The 18,864-nt window shown below is 47.6% G+C and carries 20 protein-coding genes; 3 read left to right on the forward strand and 17 right to left on the reverse strand.

Annotated elements, in window-relative coordinates:
• The 7 genes from IEW48_RS05990 to IEW48_RS06020 all read right to left on the reverse strand — a co-directional run bounded on the left by IEW48_RS05990 (window position 1) and on the right by IEW48_RS06020 (window position 5,350).
• A complete protein-coding gene (locus IEW48_RS05990) occupies window positions 1-786 on the reverse strand; it encodes an HAD family hydrolase (RefSeq protein ID WP_188623017.1) in 786 nt (261 codons plus the stop codon).
• Between the two features lie 145 nt (window positions 787-931).
• Window positions 932-1,159: a hypothetical protein gene (locus IEW48_RS05995; protein ID WP_188623018.1), complete on the reverse strand. Its 228-nt coding sequence runs from the start codon at window positions 1,157-1,159 to the stop codon at window positions 932-934.
• Between the two features lie 146 nt (window positions 1,160-1,305).
• Window positions 1,306-1,704, reverse strand: a complete 399-nt coding sequence (locus IEW48_RS06000) for a Spx/MgsR family RNA polymerase-binding regulatory protein (RefSeq protein WP_188623019.1) — start codon at window positions 1,702-1,704, stop codon at window positions 1,306-1,308.
• A 190-nt stretch (window positions 1,705-1,894) separates the two neighbouring features.
• Window positions 1,895-2,698, reverse strand: coding sequence for a phosphonate ABC transporter, permease protein PhnE (gene phnE, locus IEW48_RS06005; protein ID WP_188623020.1), 804 nt, complete (start codon window positions 2,696-2,698; stop codon window positions 1,895-1,897).
• A complete protein-coding gene (phnE, locus tag IEW48_RS06010; RefSeq protein WP_188623021.1) occupies window positions 2,698-3,510 on the reverse strand; it encodes a phosphonate ABC transporter, permease protein PhnE in 813 nt (270 codons plus the stop codon). The genes phnE (IEW48_RS06005) and phnE (IEW48_RS06010) overlap by 1 nt, the downstream gene beginning before the upstream one ends.
• Entirely contained in the window at window positions 3,510-4,283 is a 774-nt protein-coding gene (gene phnC, locus IEW48_RS06015; RefSeq protein WP_188623022.1) for a phosphonate ABC transporter ATP-binding protein, read from the reverse strand. The genes phnE (IEW48_RS06010) and phnC overlap by 1 nt, the downstream gene beginning before the upstream one ends.
• Before the next feature lie 122 nt (window positions 4,284-4,405).
• Complete coding sequence (locus IEW48_RS06020) at window positions 4,406-5,350, reverse strand: phosphate/phosphite/phosphonate ABC transporter substrate-binding protein (protein WP_188623023.1); 945 nt, start codon at window positions 5,348-5,350, stop codon at window positions 4,406-4,408.
• Window positions 5,351-5,612: 262 nt separating this feature from the next.
• Here IEW48_RS06020 and IEW48_RS06025 point away from each other — a divergent pair, with 262 nt between their 5' ends.
• Complete coding sequence (locus tag IEW48_RS06025; protein ID WP_229703961.1) at window positions 5,613-6,449, forward strand: HAD family hydrolase; 837 nt, start codon at window positions 5,613-5,615, stop codon at window positions 6,447-6,449.
• Window positions 6,450-6,556: 107 nt separating this feature from the next.
• On the opposite strand, the gene IEW48_RS06030 is transcribed toward IEW48_RS06025, so the two are convergent.
• The 9 genes from IEW48_RS06030 to IEW48_RS06070 all read right to left on the reverse strand — a co-directional run bounded on the left by IEW48_RS06030 (window position 6,557) and on the right by IEW48_RS06070 (window position 16,196).
• Window positions 6,557-7,585 carry a ThiF family adenylyltransferase gene (locus IEW48_RS06030; RefSeq protein ID WP_188623025.1) on the reverse strand — a complete coding sequence of 343 codons (1,029 nt, stop codon included), beginning with the start codon at window positions 7,583-7,585 and terminating at the stop codon, window positions 6,557-6,559.
• Between the two features lie 24 nt (window positions 7,586-7,609).
• Window positions 7,610-7,849 (reverse strand): molybdopterin converting factor subunit 1, encoded by a 240-nt coding sequence (gene moaD, locus IEW48_RS06035; protein WP_188623026.1) that lies wholly within the window; start codon window positions 7,847-7,849, stop codon window positions 7,610-7,612.
• Window positions 7,842-8,324, reverse strand: coding sequence for a molybdenum cofactor biosynthesis protein MoaE (locus IEW48_RS06040; RefSeq protein ID WP_188623027.1), 483 nt, complete (start codon window positions 8,322-8,324; stop codon window positions 7,842-7,844). Before IEW48_RS06040 ends, moaD begins: the two co-directional genes overlap by 8 nt.
• A complete protein-coding gene (locus tag IEW48_RS06045) occupies window positions 8,302-9,576 on the reverse strand; it encodes a molybdopterin molybdotransferase MoeA (protein ID WP_188623028.1) in 1,275 nt (424 codons plus the stop codon). The genes IEW48_RS06040 and IEW48_RS06045 overlap by 23 nt, the downstream gene beginning before the upstream one ends.
• 31 nt (window positions 9,577-9,607) lie before the next feature.
• The gene (locus IEW48_RS06050) at window positions 9,608-10,240 is read right to left on the reverse strand and encodes a 5-formyltetrahydrofolate cyclo-ligase (RefSeq protein WP_188623029.1); all 633 of its coding nucleotides are present in this window, start codon (window positions 10,238-10,240) and stop codon (window positions 9,608-9,610) included.
• A 248-nt stretch (window positions 10,241-10,488) separates the two neighbouring features.
• The gene (locus tag IEW48_RS06055; RefSeq protein ID WP_188623030.1) at window positions 10,489-11,556 is read right to left on the reverse strand and encodes an AI-2E family transporter; all 1,068 of its coding nucleotides are present in this window, start codon (window positions 11,554-11,556) and stop codon (window positions 10,489-10,491) included.
• 72 nt (window positions 11,557-11,628) lie between these two features.
• A complete protein-coding gene (gene moaA, locus IEW48_RS06060; protein ID WP_188623031.1) occupies window positions 11,629-12,657 on the reverse strand; it encodes a GTP 3',8-cyclase MoaA in 1,029 nt (342 codons plus the stop codon).
• Between the two features lie 320 nt (window positions 12,658-12,977).
• Complete coding sequence (locus IEW48_RS06065; protein ID WP_188623032.1) at window positions 12,978-14,915, reverse strand: molybdopterin biosynthesis protein; 1,938 nt, start codon at window positions 14,913-14,915, stop codon at window positions 12,978-12,980.
• A gap of 48 nt (window positions 14,916-14,963) precedes the next feature.
• A complete protein-coding gene (locus IEW48_RS06070; RefSeq protein WP_188623033.1) occupies window positions 14,964-16,196 on the reverse strand; it encodes a molybdopterin molybdotransferase MoeA in 1,233 nt (410 codons plus the stop codon).
• A gap of 118 nt (window positions 16,197-16,314) precedes the next feature.
• On the opposite strand from IEW48_RS06070, the gene IEW48_RS06075 reads away from it, so the two are divergent.
• Together IEW48_RS06075 and IEW48_RS06080 are read left to right on the forward strand one after the other, a co-directional pair.
• Entirely contained in the window at window positions 16,315-16,590 is a 276-nt protein-coding gene (locus IEW48_RS06075) for a ubiquitin-like small modifier protein 1 (RefSeq protein WP_188623034.1), read from the forward strand.
• Complete coding sequence (locus IEW48_RS06080) at window positions 16,553-16,888, forward strand: MoaD-like domain-containing protein (RefSeq protein ID WP_188623035.1); 336 nt, start codon at window positions 16,553-16,555, stop codon at window positions 16,886-16,888. Before IEW48_RS06075 ends, IEW48_RS06080 begins: the two co-directional genes overlap by 38 nt.
• Window positions 16,889-17,004: 116 nt before the next feature.
• Here IEW48_RS06080 and IEW48_RS06085 read toward each other — a convergent pair whose 3' ends face one another.
• Window positions 17,005-18,825, reverse strand: a complete 1,821-nt coding sequence (locus IEW48_RS06085) for an aldehyde ferredoxin oxidoreductase family protein (protein ID WP_188623036.1) — start codon at window positions 18,823-18,825, stop codon at window positions 17,005-17,007.
• Between the last annotated feature and the right edge of the window lie 39 nt (window positions 18,826-18,864).

Consider the following 18,864-nt stretch of genomic DNA (forward strand, 5'->3'; position numbering starts at 1 on the left):
TCACGCCTCATTCCCTTCTTTCCCGCTTCGATTGTTTGTGCGCGAAGTTGAGCACAGAAAATCTTGGATAAACTGGTAAAACTGATATAAGTGCTGAAACTCAGCCAAAGGGCGGTGAGATGTGGTTCGCGGCCGGTTTTGAGTGTTAAGGTATACCGCTTGCCAGCCCGCCTCCAAAGCCCCAACGACATCATGCTCCCAGGCATCACCAATGAACAGGGCCGCTTCAGGAGGACAGCACGGTCCTTGAACCAGCCTGAAAAAGGCGGGATCAGGTTTGACTAAACCAATTTCTTCCGATATATAAATATGGTGATCGGGGATGTAATGTTCCAAGCCTAATTTCCGGCATTTTCGACGTTGAATATAGGCATGGCCATTGGTGATCACCCCCACTTCAAACTGGTGATCAACCAAACATTGCAACAATGGGTATAAGCCTGGGTAGGGTTGGACATAATCAAGTGCACGCTCATAGGCCCGGTTATGAAATTGGTCAGCTTCCTCTGGACTGCAAGGGAGTTGAAAGTGGCGCATAGTTTCCATATACCGTTTGCGCCGGTAATCCCTTTGACTTATAGCCTTGTTTTGATAATCTTCCCAATAGACATCGCTAAAATATTTAAACACCTCACACCAATCGTCCAATGGCACAATCGGAACGGAGAGGTTGGCTGCTTCCCATTGCTCAAGCAGTTCGAGGTAAGTATCTTTGATAGCATGCTGGAAAGCATATTCATAGCTGAACAAGGTGTTGTCCAGATCAAAATAGATCTTTTGCCACATGAACGACCGAATCCCCTTTTTCTGCACTATGGATATTATAACAACAAAAAGAAGCCAAAACAAAAGTAAGCTGCTCTCACATGACGGATTGAAAGCAGGGCCACTCCTCCTCACAGAGACATGGACAAATCAGGCAGAAAAAGTGTCAGTGGCGTTCAAGCTTGCTGCTGGGAGTAAATACCTGGGAGAGCAACCTGTCCCTAATAAACGGAATGCTGAACAGTGTGTTTAATCCAAATGACATCACCATTTTATTGCGAATGATACGCGTTAACATAAAGCGGCGCAAGCCAGGGATCAACAGGACGGCCAAACCTAGGGACAGCATGACCAACCATTTTAGGTTCAATTGCTCCGTCTGTCCACGATCCAAAGACGAACCCTCCTCCTTGTGATGTTTCTTTTCCTTTAGTCTCCCCATGCTCAACCCAAAATATATTTTCGATCAAAAAAAGAAGAAGCGAAGACAAGATCTCTTCACTTCTTTTTTTCCTTCACTTCCTTGTATCGTTTTTCCATTTAAGAACAAGCCACGGGAGTCAGGTCTTCTTTAGCATGCTTAAGTTTGTACTTTTTGACAAAACCAGCATATTCTTCTTTATTAAACCCAACAATTAATTGTTCATCGGCAACCAATAAGGGCCGTCTCAACATCCCTGGATGTTGAACAGCCAGTTCGATCCATTCATTAAGAGATAAATCATCTAGCTCTACGGACAGGTTTTTTACGTCCTGACTCCGCTTAGATGTAATCTCGGTCGTGCCATTCGTCGTGTATGTCAAGATGTGTAACAGTTCCTCCCTGGTCAAAGGGTCAATGCTCATATTTTTCTCTTTAAACGGAATCTGATGTTTGTTTAAAATGTCACGTGCTTTGCGACACGACGTACAACTTGAAAATGTATAAAGTTGAATCACCCATTCCACCTTCTTTTTATAAACATGATCTGTATGCCGTTAATCCCTTATTGTTTATTGTAGCATAGAATATCATTTTAAAATAGAACAGGAATATATTTTTTGTCAAATTTTAACGCACACTTGTACAAGAAAACCTCCCGACCCCCTGTACAGGTTGTCAACAGGCAACGGCAAAAGCTTCTACAGCTTACACAATTTTGCGCCTTATATAAGCACTCAGGTAATCAATAAGCGTCACAACTACGATAATAATCAATAACATCATCCCCACTTGTTCCCAGCTCCTTTGCTGGGCTGCAATTAAGAGCGGAGCGCCAATACCTCCCGCTCCAACCAAGCCCAGAATGGAAGCGGAACGGACATCGATTTCAAAACGATAGATGGCATAGGACGAAAACTCAGGGATAATTTGAGGAATCACACCAAACCAGATCATTTGCAACCTATTGGCTCCACTTGCTTTTAATGCTTCTAATACACTCATATCAATGGACTCGACCACTTCAGAGTACAGCTTGCCCAACATCCCGATGGAATTGATACCAATGGCTAAAACACCAGCATAAGGGCCCATTCCCACTGCGGCGACAAAAATGATGGCAAACAACAATTCGGGAAAGGCGCGGATACCATTCAAAATCCCCTTTCCTATATATGCCAAGCGGTTGGAAATGTTTTTGGCCGCTAAAAAACCCATAGGAATGGCTAAGATGGCGCCAATGAGTGTTCCGGCATAAGCAATGGCTACTGTTTCCAACATGGCCAGGGAATACTCCGGAATACGGGCAATCGCTTGTTCATCGGTAAACGGACCCACGACGAGACGCTTGAGCGTTGTAGCCGCTGAAACATTGGTATTGTAGGATAAATTGGTTTGGGTTAAGGCAATCCAATACAAAATGACCATTAGGGCCGTTATGCCAAAAAACTTCAGCCAATAAACTGACCGGTTCGGCCTGTGAAGTTTTAGCGGTTCAGGATTCAAACTCATCAGACCAATCTCTCCCTTATGCGGCTGCTGATGGTGTCAATGATGGTCACCGCAATAAAAGTCATTAAAATGATCATAGAGACGTTGTCATAGTTAAAGTAGTTCAGTTGATGCCGTAAAATCATGCCTATTCCCCCTGCCCCAACAAAACCGAGCACAACAGAGGCACGGACATTGATCTCTAAAACATATAAGGTGTAGGAAGCATAATGAGGGAGAATCTGGGGCAGGACGCCATACCAGATGACTTGCACAATATTACCTCCGGTCGCTCGAATCGCTTCCAAAGGTCCCGGATCCACCGCTTCGATGGTTTCACTGATTAACTTGGCCAAAATACCTAAAGAAAAAATAAATAAGGCCAAAATCCCTGCCAATGCACCTATGCCAACCAAGCCAACCAGTATGACAGCCAAGACCAGTTCAGGGATTGTTCTTAAAATATTTAAAAAGAAACGGGTAACATTATAAACGATTTTACTTGTGGTTATGTTTGAAGCGGCCAGGAAACTGAACGGCAAACAAACAATGGCCGCCAATGTGGTCGCTAACAAAGCAATATTCCATGTTTCCATCAACTTCTCCAGCACGGTCTTATAATAACCCCAGTTGGGAGGAATGAGGTCTTGAACGACAAACTCAACAATGATGGGCAACCCAGAGACAATCCGGTCCGGGTAAGCACTGGTTTGAACAGCAGCCAAACCATATAACAGCACCACAACAATGAGAATAGCGGTTACCGTTTTTTTGGTTTTGGGCGCAATAACTGGGATTTTTTGCACCGTTTGTTTTGAAGTTTCTTTGGCCATTAGCTATCCGCTCCCCCAAGCAAGTCATCCTCCTTAATGGGACGCCCATAAATCTCTTCGAACGTTTTTTCAGTCACTTCTTTAGCTGGTCCATCAAATACGATTTCCCCTGCACGCATGCCAATGATTCGGTCAGCGTATTCCATGGCCATATCAATAAAGTGCAAATTGACAATAATGGTCAACTTATCTTCACGGTTAATCCGCTTCAGATCTTTCATCACTTGATGGGAAGTTGGCGGATCCAAACTGGCTACCGGTTCATCAGCCAGAATTAATTTGGGTTTTTGCGTTAAGGCACGGGCAATGCTCACGCGCTGCTGCTGACCGCCAGACAATTGATCCGCGCGGGAATAAGCTTTATCCTCAATGCCAACACGGCGCAAACTTTCCATGGCTAATTGAATATCCTCTTGACGGAAAAGCCCCAGCATGCTTCTCAGAGTGCTGGTCCGGCCCAATGTGCCCGATAACACATTACGCAACACAGACATTCTGCGCACCAAATTATAATTTTGAAAAATCATGCCAATTTTTGTGCGCATTTTACGCAGCTGACGCTCATTAAACTTAAGCGTATCTTCCCCGTCAAAATACAGCTCACCAGACGTTGGTTTAACCAGCTGATTAATGCTACGGATCAAGGTGGATTTACCAGCTCCTGACAAACCCACAACGACGACAAACTCGCCTTCATTGATCTTCAAGTTAATATTTTTCAACCCTTGATGACCATTGGGATACACCAGCGACACATTTTTAAATTCGATCATCACAACGCCCCTACTTTCTAAAGTCTTTTACCAGGTGTAGCAGGTGTACACATTGAATAAACAGGGGGAGGGTCTTACGCTCCCTCTCCCCTCAGACAAAGTTTGCTATTATAAGTGATCATTTACTGAATCTGATCTTGGAAACGCTCATAAGTCGTACGCACAATATCGTAGTCTTCAGACTTTGCTTCGGCAATCCCTGTCCAGTTATAAACATTGTTCAACACTTCAAGCATTTCTTCATCATCATTGAAGCTTAAGAAAGCATCTTTGATTTTTTGTACCCACTCTTCGCTCAGTCCGGCACGGAGAGAAATGGTGTCATTCGGAATGGGATCGGTATAACCGACCACTTTAATTTTGTCCATTACATCGGGATGGTCGTCCTGAATGCGTTCCCGGGCATCTTCATAAGTGGTGGCAAAATCAGCATCCCCATTCAGCAAAGCAATCAGCGCGTTATCGTGCCCGCCCACTTGCAGATGGTTAAAATGAGCGTCTACATTCTCAACGCCCATATCCATCAATTGGGAGGCAGGGAACAGAAATCCGGAGGCGGAAGTGGGGTCGGCATAGGCCCATCTCAAGCCTTCATTGGCCACCAAATCTTCGATCGAATTGATATCTTCCAGATCCGCCCGGACATTGTACTGGGCGCGGTAAGACAATTCTCCATTACGCTCAGCTTTTAAAATCACTTGCACGTCTGCCCGCTCTTCTGCCTGGACAAATCCAAAAGGTGGCAAAAAACCAATGTCGATTTGTTGGGTGCGCATCCCTTCCACAAGTCCGACATAGTCCGTCATCACCTGGGCATCCACTTCAACACCCAGAATTTCACTTAAGCGTTCGGCCAGGGGCTTTACCGTATCTGCAATTTTGTCAGCATCCTGGGAAGGGACAAACCCCATAGTCAACCTTGTGATCTCTTCCTTCCCCCCTGCTGCTTCCTCCCCTTCTGCCTCCTCACCGGCTCCCGCATTGTCCTCGTTGGCCGTTCCACAGGCAGCCAAGGCGAGAACAAACACCATGGAGAGTATCAAAAAGATCAGTTTGTTTCGTTTCACACCGAATCCTCCTTAACTTTAAATTTATGTAGTTTTGTCTGACCATGGCTATTTTACCATAAACCCCATGCATATTGGAGGTATTTTTACAATTCCTTAAAAAATTTAACATCAAGTTAAAAAAATTTAAAAAATAAATTTAAACAGAGTTGAAGCTAGAATCACGTTCACCGGTAACAAACAAGCACCGTTGACGTACCTTAACAGGATAATATATCCTAGTGAGCGAAACCTGATTATATTGAACACGGAGGCTGCTATGATGAACGTATTCCAACAAGCAGAACTGATTATTTTTGATCTTGACGGCACATTATACGAAGATACCGCACATTTTGAATACTATGCCCAAAGATTAGCGGAACAGATCCCGGAGGATCAGCGGAAGGCTTATTGGCAGGAGTATAAAAGAATGGAAGCGGGGCAGCATATTGTCACTATTGGCAAGGTTTACGATGTGGTCCGGGACCGTATATTGGAATTGGATTACCCCACAAATCTAGTTAAGCAAGCCTGGACATGGGAAGGGAAACCTTTAAGTGATGAAGAAATAGCCCGTTCTTACCCTTCACCCATCCAGTGCGATTTCCAGTCGATGATTGCCATCGGGGATGGATGGTGGCTGCCCAACGTTTGTGCCCGTCATTTTGGGGCCATGGATACAGAGTCTGCTTATCATGCCACCAAAGAATATATGGCCAGCGATCAGTTTCAATTAACCCCTGTCCCGGGATTAAGGGAAGCCCTGGATTATCTTAAAACAAAAAAAGAGCTGGTTCTAGTGACCAACAGCCAGCCAGATGATGTTGAGCGGCTCTTAACCATGTTAAATTTACAAGGACTGTTTGGACTCATCATCACTGGAGCTAAAAAACCCCAGTACACGCTGCATCATTTCAGTCAGCTGTTAAAGAGTTACAACATTGACGCGGCCCGGGCCCTTTCCATCGGTGACAATTTTATCAATGACATCGCCCCCGCCCATCAATTAGGTATGAAAACCATCTTCATTGACATGTATAATCTAGATTATCCTGGGTATGACGGTTGCAAGGTGAGCAGCATTGCGGAGACCGTCGAGGCCATGAAACAATGCTAACCATCTGAGCTGCTCTTATAAAAAAGATTTCATAAAAAAATTCAGCATAACCGGTAACTCCTATTAACTAAACGGGACCGGTTATGCTGTGTTGATATTTTATTTTTCTACATGCCGATATATCTGGCATATACGGCTTTGGCCCGGGTCACATCTTCCGTCCCTTGCACCAGGACACGCCCATCTGTGAACAACACTAAGCGCAGATCATCAATGTCCGCCCGCAAGAGGAACGGGGTTAATTCGACTTTGCCCACTTTTTCCAAGCGTTTTTTCCACTCCTTTAAATCCCAGTCACGTTTGACAGAAGGTGTAATTTGAACCGTTTCCCTGCCGCATAAGGAGGTAATTTGGCCTTCTTCTTTCATTTCCAGAGCCGGATATTCTTTCTTCTGGCAGGTCAGACAGCCTGTTTTGGGCTGTCTAAGCTTGATGTCGTGACTGAAGCCGTGCCAGAGATCGAAACTAAGCAAGGTGCTGCGCACAGCTTCTTTTTTTCCTACGAGCAGTTTTAGCGCCTCTGTCGCCTGATAAGAAGCAATGATATCCACCACCGGAGCAATCACGCCGCTGGTATCACAAGTTTCTCCTGTTCCTTGCCCTTCATCAATCAGGCAACGCAAACAAGGGGTTTCCCCGGGAATAAACGTAGCCTGCATCCCCCTTGCGGCGACTACTCCGCCGTAAACATAAGGAATGCCATGTTTAAAGGCGTAATCGTTCATTAAAAAACGGGTCTGAAAGTTGTCCGTTCCGTCCAGAATTAAATCCACTTCATGAGCGACCTGGTCAATATTGGCCGCTGTTAAATCCCCAACAATGCCTTCAATGTGGATCTCCGAATTGATCTGTTTCAACTTCCGCTCGGCAGCAATTGCTTTGGGCAGGCTCTGGGCCGCATCTTGCTCGTCAAACAGCATCTGGCGCTGCAAATTGCTTGGCTCCACAAAGTCCCGGTCAATAAAGCGGACATGTCCAACCCCTGCCCGCACCATGTGATTAGCCAAAACAGTGCCTAAGGCTCCCATGCCCACAATCAGCACCCGGCTTTGCCCCAGACGCTTCTGCCCTTCTTCGCCGATGGGGGTAAACAACATTTGCCGCGAATATCTTGATTGCTTCAGCTCTTGCTTCATGCCCAACGCCTCCATGCTTGGCCATTATCCCCCGCTGACGGGGGGAATGACAGCAACTTGATCTCCGTCCTTTAAAACCGTCGAGTCGTCCGCAAACTCCTCATTCACCGCAATCATAACCCGCTTCATGTCATCGGCCAGCTCAGGGCAGGTTTCAGCCAGCCAGAGTTTCAACTCTCCCACAGTTATCCCTTTCCGTTCACAACGAATCGTGTCCCTGCCTGCTTTTTCCCTGATACCGGCGAATAGCAAGACGTTAATCATCAGTCAGTCCCTCCGGTTTTCCGCTCGGGTAAGCCACACGCTCCAGCTGGTCTCCGATCCAGGCTTCCCCGTCTTCCCAAAATTCCTTCTTCCAGATCGGTACGATCTCCTTGATCCGCTCGATGGCATAACGGGACGCCTCGTAAGCATCAGCCCGGTGCGGGGTGGAGACGGCGATCACCACAGCAATATCAGAGATCTCCAGCCGCCCAATGCGGTGGCTGATCGCCACCCGGGCCTCCGGCCACCGTTCAGCAATTTCCTGGCCAATTTTAAACAGCTGTTTTTCAGCCATAGATACATAAGCTTCATACTCCAGATATAATGTTTTACGCCCCTTGGTGATTTCCCTGACCGTGCCGATAAACGTATTGATGGCGCCTGCATGGGGATGAATCACCTTGGATACCACTTCCTCGATGGAAATGGGTTCTGGCACCACTTTAAAATGATCAGGAACGGGCTGTTGACCCATGGCACATCCCCTCCTCTTCCAGCCAAATGACGTTCACTTTCTCCCCCCGGTGGTAGGTTTGCTCACCACCTGGAATCATCAGCAAACTGTTCGCTTCTAGAAGCCCGGAAATAATGCTTGATTTATCCAAACCAACCGGCCGCACCACCATTTGGCCCTGGTGTAGCTCCGTCCGGGCCCGCATCAGACGGGTATACGGGTTCGTGGTGGTGATATCCACCGCAAGGGTAGCCGAGATTTGAGGCAGGTGTATGTGTTGAGCCCCCATAGCCTTTTTTAACACGGGACGGACAAACAGCTCCACTCCAACGAAACAAGCAGCGGGATTACCGGACAGGCCGAAAAGCCATTTTTCTCCCTTTTTGGCCACCGTGGTGACACTGCCAGGACGCATGGCCACTTTGTTAAACAGCACCTCAGCATCCAAGCGTTCAATTAAAGCTTGCACAAAGTCGTAGTCACCTACAGAGGCTCCTCCAGTGGTGACCACAAAATCTGCTTCTTCTAAAGCCGTTGCCACGGCCTGGTAACATGCTTCAAAATCATCTTTTATGATACCCAAGGGTTTGGGTACGGCGCCCATCCTTCTGAGCTGGGTTTCGACCATGTAGGAGTTGCTATTGCGGATTTTACCCGGAACTAAAGGGGCATCTACCGGCAATAGTTCAGAACCTGTGGCCAAAATGGCAACTTCCGGCGGTTGATACACTTTGACCTGGTGATAGCCAAAGGTAGCCAACACCGCTTTTTCTCCCGGTCCGATACGCCGACCGGTCTTGGCCAGAACCATTCCTGCTGTGATATCTTCACCCCTGTGGGAGATGTGGCTGCCGGGGGAGACAGGACTTGTCACCTCAATGTAAGACCCATCTTTGTCATTGCCTTCCCGCACATCCTCCAGCATGAGCACGGCATCGGCCCCGGGAGGGATAGCTGCCCCCGTCATAATCCGCATGGCGGTGCCAGACTGTAAAGGGCCTTGGGCTTCTTTTCCAGCGGGGATCGATTCAATTACCCTTAATCTTTTGGGAGCATCCGGTTCGGCTTGTTGTGTATCGGCCGCTTTGACAGCAAACCCGTCATACATGGAACGGTCAAACATAGGGACATGATGATCAGCCACAATATCCTCAGCCAGATGGAGAAAATCGGCCTTTTCTAAAGAGACGGTTATGGCCTTTCCCGGTGAGGATCTGGACACAATCCGTTCAATCGCCTCTTCAATAGTGACCGGTTTTCTATCAGTCTTCATCTTTTACCGCTCCTCCGGTATTTCACTAAGTCTATGGTACATGATACGCTCCCCCTTGACAATTAATCAGCTCCCCTTCTGTTATGATCACGTCCACTGGCTGATCAAAAGGTTCGCGGGGGAGGGGATGATTCAAGACCTGAAACTGAAAAGCAAGGCTGACTTTGGCTACCGCCGGGGATAAAGTGGCTAAATAGCGGTCATAATAACCGGCGCCATAACCAATCCGGTATCCCTCCCGGTCAAAGGCCACCCCGGGTACGATCAGACACTGTAAGCGATCGACATCCATAGGGGTACAGCGTTCGGGGACAGGTTCCGGAATTCCGAAATAAACCGCTTCCAGGTCATCAAATGTGTCCACCTTATAAAAAGTTAACTGTCGTGTTTGGGGATTACACTTGGGCAAATAGATGGTCTTGCCTTGCCTCCATCCTTCTTCAATCAGAGGCACGGTATTCACTTCTTGATTAACAGAATGATAGAGGGCTACATGGCGGGATTTCTGCCACACTGAGAGGCCGCATAAACGATCCTTAATCCGGGCTGACCTTTCCTTCCATTCCTCAGCGGGCAACTGCTTTTTTAAAAACGTTATCTGCTGGCGAATGCGCTGCTTGGTGTACTGGTTTTGCTTCCCATTTTCCTCTGGGATGTGGGCCAAGGTATTCCCCTCCTTCCCTCAATTCGTTGTCAGATCATCTTATTCGTTAAAGGTTTTGCAAGCGTTGTCATTCAGTCACCAACCCAAGCAGAAAACCATATATTGAAAACAGGATAAAGCTTTGAACCCGGCTTAACAATTGTAGCAGAGGTCAGGCTTAGGAGAGGGCATTACCACCGCACCGAACACAGCAGTAGGGGCACGACGGCTTGAACGACAAAGAGAGTGGTCCATCCACTCTCTTTGTCCTATTTACTGGACAAACGCAACTGATACAAGCGATACATATGTTTAACGACCACTTTGGACACGGCATAAATGGGAACAGCTAAAATCAGACCAATGATCCCTGCCAGACTGCCTGCAACTAACAACAGCAAAATGATCGTCAACGGATGAACATCAAGTACGCGTCCCATCACCTGCGGTGAAATCAAATTAGATTCAATTTGCTGGGCAATTACCACAACGATAATCACCTTCAGCATCATCCACGGCGAATCAATCAAGCCCACAATCACTGCGGGAAAGGTGCCGATAAACGGCCCTATAAAGGGAATCACATTGGTTAACATGGCCACCAAGGCCAGAATTAACGAGTACTCCAGGCCAATGATTAAATAACCAATATAAACCATGATGCCCACGCACAGGCTGACAATCAGTTGCCCCAAAACATAAGTGCTCAGGGCTTTATTCATGCCAGAGAGAATGGCTTGGGCCTCTGTCCGCTTATCCTCCGGTAAGAGCTTCAAAATACCTTCGGGAAAGCGGTGGCCGTCTTTCAGCATGTAAAAAAGAATAAACGGGACGATAGCCAAAGTGATCACAAAACTTGTAATCCCACTGATAATATTAGCTAAATTTTGGCCGATGGCACTCATCAGCTGTTGCACGTAAACAGTGGCCTGCTCAATCCAGTCATTGACAAAATCAGGAAAGTTGGCTTGATTGGCCTGAAAATAAAGCCACTGACTCCACAAAAGATCGGCAATGGCCGGAGCAGTTTCAATCAGACGGTTCATTTGTTGCTGGAAAATAGGACCGACCGCCAAACTTAACCCGACTAAAACCCCAATCACAGCCACATACAGCAAAAGGATCGCCATGGCCCGGGGTACGCGGTGCTCAGCCAAGAAGTCGACGATCGGCTTCATTACGTAAAATAAGACCCCAGCCAGCAAAAACGGCATTAGTAAAGTTTGAAAAGCAACTCTAATCGGAGTAAAAATAAAGGAAACCTGACTGGCCAGCCAAATAATGGCCAATACCAGAATCACGCCATAACAAAAGGTGAAAAATTTATGCTTGGGCATCTGTCTGCTCCTCTTTTTTGTGGTGTGACCTTTTGTTGATGATGACCTGGAATAATGTTTACTGTCCTTCTCTTATCCGCCAATATGATACATCTCCACTTTTTTGCCCTTTAAAACATTTGTGTTTTTTAGACGCTCTTCTGAGTAGCGGTCTTGTCGCTTCTCCCATACATTAACAATGCGCGTCCTGAGTTGTTCATCTGTCTCACCCTGACGCAGCGGGGTGCGCAAGTCAGTACCTGCCGTAGCAAACAAACAGGTGTACAAAGTGCCTTCTGCTGACAAACGGGCCCGGGTACAGGTGGAGCAAAAGGCTTCAGTGACCGAAGAAATAAAACCGATCTCCTGCTTTGTCCCCTTGTACCGGTAACGGGAGGCCACCTCTCCGTAATAATTAGGTTCTACTGGTTCGAGGGGCATTTCGGCATTAATCATCTGCACAATTTCCCTGCTAGGCACCACATGTTCCAGCCGCCACCCGTTAGCATTACCCACATCCATAAATTCAATAAAGCGTAAGATGTGACCCTTTTTTCTGAAGTAGCGGGCCATAGGCAAAATATCCTGGTCATTGACGCCCTTTTGCACAACCATATTAATTTTGATGCCAAGCCCTGCTTTTTCTGCAGCTTCAATCCCTTTCAACACATCACGCACTTTAAAACCGCGGCCGTTCATCTTGCCGAACCGTTCGTCGTCCAAACTGTCCAAGCTAACATTCACCCTGTTTAACCCTGCCGATTTAAGAGCTTGGGCATATTTCGGCAGCAATGAGCCATTAGTGGTCAGGGCAATATCTTCAATCCCTTCCACCTGCCGAATCATCTTAATTAAGGTGGGGAGCTCTTTTCTAAGCAGCGGTTCTCCACCCGTGATGCGAATCTTCTTAACCCCTAAGGTGGCAAAAATACGGACCAAGCGGATAATTTCTTCAAACGTTAACAACTTTTCCTGTGGGAGAAAAGGATAATCGGCACCAAAAATCTCTTCCGGCATACAATATCGGCACCGGAAATTACATTTATCAGTGACTGAGATGCGCAGGTCACTTAACGGGCGATTAAACCGGTCAAACACGTGCTGATGGGCTTTGGCTGTCATCTTAATACTCCCCCACCAAATCATATTCATATCATTATAATTTTATCACACTCATTTCGCATATCATAGCACTGGCTTAATGATAAATCCTTTTAGAAATATATAATTTCCAATCTTCTGGTGTATCGATGTCTACGCCCCATAATGAATGATCAAAATCGACGTATTCTACTTCAGCTAAATGTTGACGAATGACATGATTGGCCCCCCTATCTCCTTCAATGCGAAGCAATTCCGGGAAAATGTCTTCAGCAAAGAAGACTGGATGACCAGGAACAGCTGCATAGCGAGGACGGATAATTCATCACAAATCCGTACCGTTAAAAAAGGTCTGCCGAGAACAGGTCCACCACCTGTCCAATATCCTTCACCTTGTAGCCGCCCAATTGCTCGATTTGGATCTTAAACGCCTCAGAAACCATGACTGCCAATAACAACTGTCCTCCTTCACTCTCGTAAAACTCACGGGACATGAGCAAGTCATAAGACTCATCAGCCACTGGAACAAAATCCAAGTCTAGTGCTTTTGCGGCTGAATAAATACCCAATCCCACATCCGCTGTTCCTTCCTTGACCGCAGCAGCCACATTGAGATGGGAATACACCTCTCGCTCGTAACCGCGAATGTCATTAACAGAAAGATCGTTTTGTGCCAGCAGAGAATCAAACAAAATCCTGGTCCCTGCTCCCCTCTGTCTGTTAACATAAATCAAATTCTTATCGACAATATCTTGCACAGAAGAAATCTGATGAGGATTGCCTTTTGGGACGATCCACCCTTGTTCTCGCTGTAAAAACCGAACCAGCACCACGTCCTCATCCTTCAAGTAGCGTTGAACGAAGGGAATATTGTACACGCCGCTTTCTTCATCCAAAAGATGAATGCCGGCTACATGGGCCTCCCCTTTCTTGATGGCCATCAGCCCGGCCATGCTGCCAGTATGGGAGGAAATAATTTGCCTATCTTGGTCCCGCTCTTTGATCAGAGAAGATAAGAGGTCAATAGATAAGTCATGGCTTCCGCTGAACAAAATGGATTTACGAATGGTTTCCAGGGGTTTATACAACTCTACGGTTACTTTCTCCCCTTGCTCATAGCCCAAACTTTCAGGCGGGACAATGAGCAAACCGTCCGCTTTGACCAGAGACATGGTGACGCCCGCAGCCCGTGTCAGGGGATTGGCAACATATTTGCCATTGACATAACCGATATTCAGACGGACAAAATCTTCCGACCCCATTGTAGAGACTAATCGTCTGCCCAACGTCACTTCCAGCTTCGGTCTCTTTGGGACCGACACCCCTAAATAGTGGCAGATAAGAGGTTGTACAAACCATTCCAGGGTGAGGTAAGCAGACACCGGATAACCAGGCAGGCCGATGACAGGGGTATCCTCCACTTTGCCAAGTACTACCGGTTTGCCGGGACGGGTCGCCACACCGTGCGTAAACACTTCACCAAGCTCAGCAATAAGGTGGACGGTATAATCTTCAGACCCTGCCGATGATCCAGCATTAAGGAGCACGATGTCAGACGTCCGGACACAGTCCAGAATGGCCGCTCGAATCTCTTCGGTATCATCTTTGACGATCCCGTAATAACGGGGAGAGCCTCCCCACTGTTCAATATAACCGGCAAACACCGTTCCATTAAATTCGATAATTTGGCCGGGGGTGACATCAATAGTAGGCTGAACCAGTTCACTTCCGGTGGGAATAATGGAAACAACCGGTTTTTTAACCACGGGAACAGACAAAATACCTCCGGCCAAAAGGGCCCCTTGGTCAACAGGACGAATCACATGTCCCTGAGGCAGCAACATCTCGCCACTGACAACATCCTCCCCAACAGGGCGAATATGTTGCCAGGGAGTGGCCGGTTCAATAATTTGCACTTTGCCCTCGCCCAGCTCCTGAACATGCTCGATCATAATCACCGCATTGTAGCCTGCCGGAATGGGATCACCGGTGTCCACATACTCAAATGTTTCCCCTTCCACCAGCTGCTTCGGCCGCTGCTCATGGGCACCATAGGTGTCTTCCGCCCTGACTGCAATGCCATCCATGGCCGAAGCATGATAATGGGGCATGGACAAACAGGCATAAATCGGTTCAGCTGTCACCCTGCCCAAGGCTTTGACGGTTGGGACCCATTCCACTTCTCTCGGCGTCCGAAAGTGAGAAAGCAACTGCTTTAATGCCTGTTGCCGGGGTACATCTTCCAAATAAATGGTCCGTTCTATTTTTTTTCTGGTCATGGTTTCCCCTCCTTGCCAGCAAATCACCCGATTGTTAGCCTCAGCTGTTTAACGCAGCATAATAACCGGAACACGCTCTCCCTGCCGCACCCCTTCTTTTCCTGAAGCAATCTCTACCAAGCCATCACTGGCCACAAGCGTGGAGATAAGTCCCGATTTGCCCAGTATGGGTTCTGCCCACCATTCTCCTTCTTTTTTGACCAGACGCACGCGGATGTAATCGGCCCGTCCGGGGCTGGAAGCGATATTTTGAGTGATGCGTGCCTCAATCCTGCGCGGTAAGCTCCGTTCTGCTTCACCCTGTAATCTTCTCATCACCGTCTGACCGAAGAGCAGAAAAATCAGCATAGCTGAAGCCGGTTGTCCTGGGAGGCCCAACACAGGCTTCTTGCCAGCCATGCTAAAAATGGTAGGTTTTCCCGGTTTGATGGAAACCCCATGGACTAAAACCCCGGGATCACCCAGAGATTGGATCACTGCTGTCATGTAATCTTTTGCACCTATGGAGCTTCCGCCAGACATGACTAAAAAGTCAACTTGCTCATACAAACGGTGGACGGTCTGTTTTAATTGCTCCTCATCGTCTGGAACAATACCTCCAAACATCACTTCACCGCCCCATTCCTCAATAAGGGCAGAAATGGTCAGCTGGTTAATATCCCTGACTTGTCCCACTTTCAATTCCTGAGTCTGGTAAGAGACAATTTCATCCCCTGAGGAAAAGTAACCTACCCTTACCGGCCGGTAGACCGTCACTTCCGTAATGCCAAGGGAAGCCAAGACCCCTAGCTCCTGGGCTCGCAGACGGGTTCCTTTGGCTAATAATTGAGCTCCTTTCTGTACATCTTCTCCCTTTTGGATCACGTTCTCCTGGGGAGCAACTTGCCGGTATGTATTTAATAATCCATCCAGGTTTTCACAGTATTCCATCATGATGACACTATCGCTGCCCGGGGGAAGCATTCCGCCTGTGGGAATGGCCATGGCCTGCCCTTTTTCCAGCACCTGGGTTACCTCTTCCCCCATTTCAATCTCCCCAACCACTTCTAGAAACTGGGGATTAGATTCACTGGAACCATATGTATCCTGAGCTTTGACTGCATAGCCATCCACCGTTGCACGGTCAAAACCAGGCACATCTTCCGGAGCGATAATATCCTCAGCCAAAACAAACCCTCTTGCTTGGTGAAGGGGAAGGGTAACCGTCGCCCCGTGAGGTGTGACGTTTTGGTTTATAATTGAAAATGTTTCTTCGACTGATTTTACATTGTAAAATTGCACGATGATCCCCTCCTGCTTTTTACTTCGCCAGTAAAAGAACAAATTCCTTCTTGCCTTCTTCAGCTTGTTCATCAATAATAAGCAAAAAGAGCATCCTTCCAGACAGGAGGTAAAGGAAGTGCAGATTAAAGTGTTTGCCAATTTTAGGGAGATTTGTGGAGGAAAAATTGTCACATTAGACCTTACCCCGCCTCAAACCGTAGCATCGGTGCTCGACGCCTTAATAGCCCAGTATCCCCCCATGAAAGAAGAGCTCTTCACCGAACAAAAAACGCTTAAACCTTTGGTCCATGTCTTTGTCAACGGACAAAACATTATCCATCTTGATGGGCTGCAAACCAAAGTGGAGAGCAAGGATGAAATTGCCCTTTTTCCCCCTGTTGCCGGAGGATAAATGGGGAGGCAGCAGGCGAATGTACACCGAACAGTTGGAGATCAGGGGAGTTAACTTAAAAGACATTTTCTGTTATTTGCATCAATTGGGCGGCCGCCCCTGTCCCCACAGCAGCTCTTCAGCCGTCACGGTTTTTGATCATCCCGACTGGCACTGCCATGTGGAGCAGAAGGAGCCTTTCATTTTCATGCACTCACCGATACCCAAAGTCCACGTACAGTTTTTTGCCCTGGATAAAGATCACCTGGAACATGTTGTCAAATTGTTCAGATTGAAAACATTCCGTGCCGGAGGCTAGGATTTGGATGCCACAATCTGTTGCCAGTTGGGTGAGGAAAAATGCCGAAATCGTTGTAATGAATAAATGGGGTCAAGGCCCTCTACCGTCAGGGGTAGAGGGCCTTGACCTGCGGATTAGGCCCCTACTGCTTCGTTGATCCCCAACTCCTGCAGTTTTGCTTTGGTCACCACGCCTTTCTCCCAGCCTCTCACCTGATAATACTCATTCAGCATGACATCCAAATGGCTGACAGAGCCTTTGGAGTTTCCTCCCGCCGGTTCTTGCAGGAACCGTTTGGGCAAGAGATCATCCTCATAGCCAAAGCCGGCCAGGTTGTTAAAGTAACGTTCCAGATTGTAGATCCTCTCCCCGATTTTCATAATATCTTCGCCTGTCAGGTCAATGCCCACAACAGCGGTATATTGCTTGGCGTATAAATCAGCATTTTCGGAGAAGGACGAGAACTTGCACAGATCGAGGGAGTCGGAAAAAGCATGCAGATCCTGGAAGATTTTTAACAGCTCACCCTTGCCTTCTGGCTTCAAGCGGTCTGTTGGCTCGGGAATACCGACAATTTCGCTGGCCACTGTGTATCCCCGCAAGTGACAGGCACCGCGGTTGCTGGTTGCATAACCCAGACCAATGCCCTGGATGCCGCGGGGATCATATGCTGGAATAGCTTGATTTTTAACCACCATAGCAATGTCCGGATCTCCAAAGTGCTTGGCAGCTCGTGCTGTACCATTGGCTAGGATATCACCAAAACCTTCCCGGCGGGCAATTTTTTCGGTCAGGGCGATCATGGTATCCACGTCTCCCCATGGAATGGGTTCCTGATGTAAACCTTTTTCATAAGCTTCCATGGCCATGGAGAGGGTGTTGCCCAATTCAATTGTATCCATGCCATACTCATTACAGAGGTCGATCAAATACGCAACCGCTTCTTTGTTGGATGTTCCGCAGTTTGGACCCAAAGCCCAAGCTGACTCGTATTCAAAACTTTCCACTCTGGTCTTATACGGCCCTTCTTTCACTTCCACTTCAATTTTACAAGCTACAGGACAGGCATGACAGGTGGGGTCACTGACTAAGAGCTCATTGCGCACCGTTTCACCGCTGATCTCATCCGCTGTGGGAAAATAGGTTTCCTGTGAGTTTTTAGACGGCAAAGCACCCACCTCGTTGATAATATTCATCAACACGTTGGTACCATAGACAGACAAACCGCCCTTTTTGGGTGCTGTGAGTGCCCCTTCCATGAGGGCCTTCAATCCTGCCTTGATTGCTTCAGGATACTCATCAGGCCGTGCCGGTTCCGGCATGTTTCCTTTCTGGGAGGCCCTGATGACAATGGCTTTTAAATTTTTCGAACCAGCCACCGCTCCCGTGCCTCCCCGTCCGGCCGCACGGTCATCTTCGTTTATGAAGCCGGCAAACAACACCTGATTTTCTCCTGCCGGGCCAATCGTCATCACCGAAACATCTTTGCCGTATTTATCACGCATATACTTGATTGTGGCCCGCGTACCCATTCCCCACAGATGGGAAGCATCTCTTAATTCCGCTTTGCCGTCTTCCACATACAGATAGACGGGTTTGTCGCTCTTTCCTGTAAAAATGAGGTTGTCAAACCCCGCCCATTTTAATCTGGCCGCTGTCCATCCTCCCATATGGGAGTCCGTTACTGTTCCTGTCAACGGTGAACGGGTAACTGTACACAAACGTCCGCTCATATTGATTCTGGTTCCTGTCAAGGGCCCTGTCATTACACAGAGCATGTTCTCTGGCGAAAGCGGGTCTACCTTATAAATCTGGTGGTCAAACAGGTATTTCACCCCCAGCCCCCGGGCCCCTACATATTTGACCAGATCTTCTTCTTTCGGTGCTCTGTATTCTACAGTGCCCGAGGTTAAGTCCACCCACGCTTCTTTGTGACGGTAGCCTCCTAGCTTCACAGTTGATCAACCTCCCTTTTAAATAGTGATGAACTGGCC

This window comes from Caldalkalibacillus thermarum (assembly GCF_014644735.1).
GTDB lineage: Bacteria > Bacillota > Bacilli > Caldalkalibacillales > Caldalkalibacillaceae > Caldalkalibacillus > Caldalkalibacillus thermarum.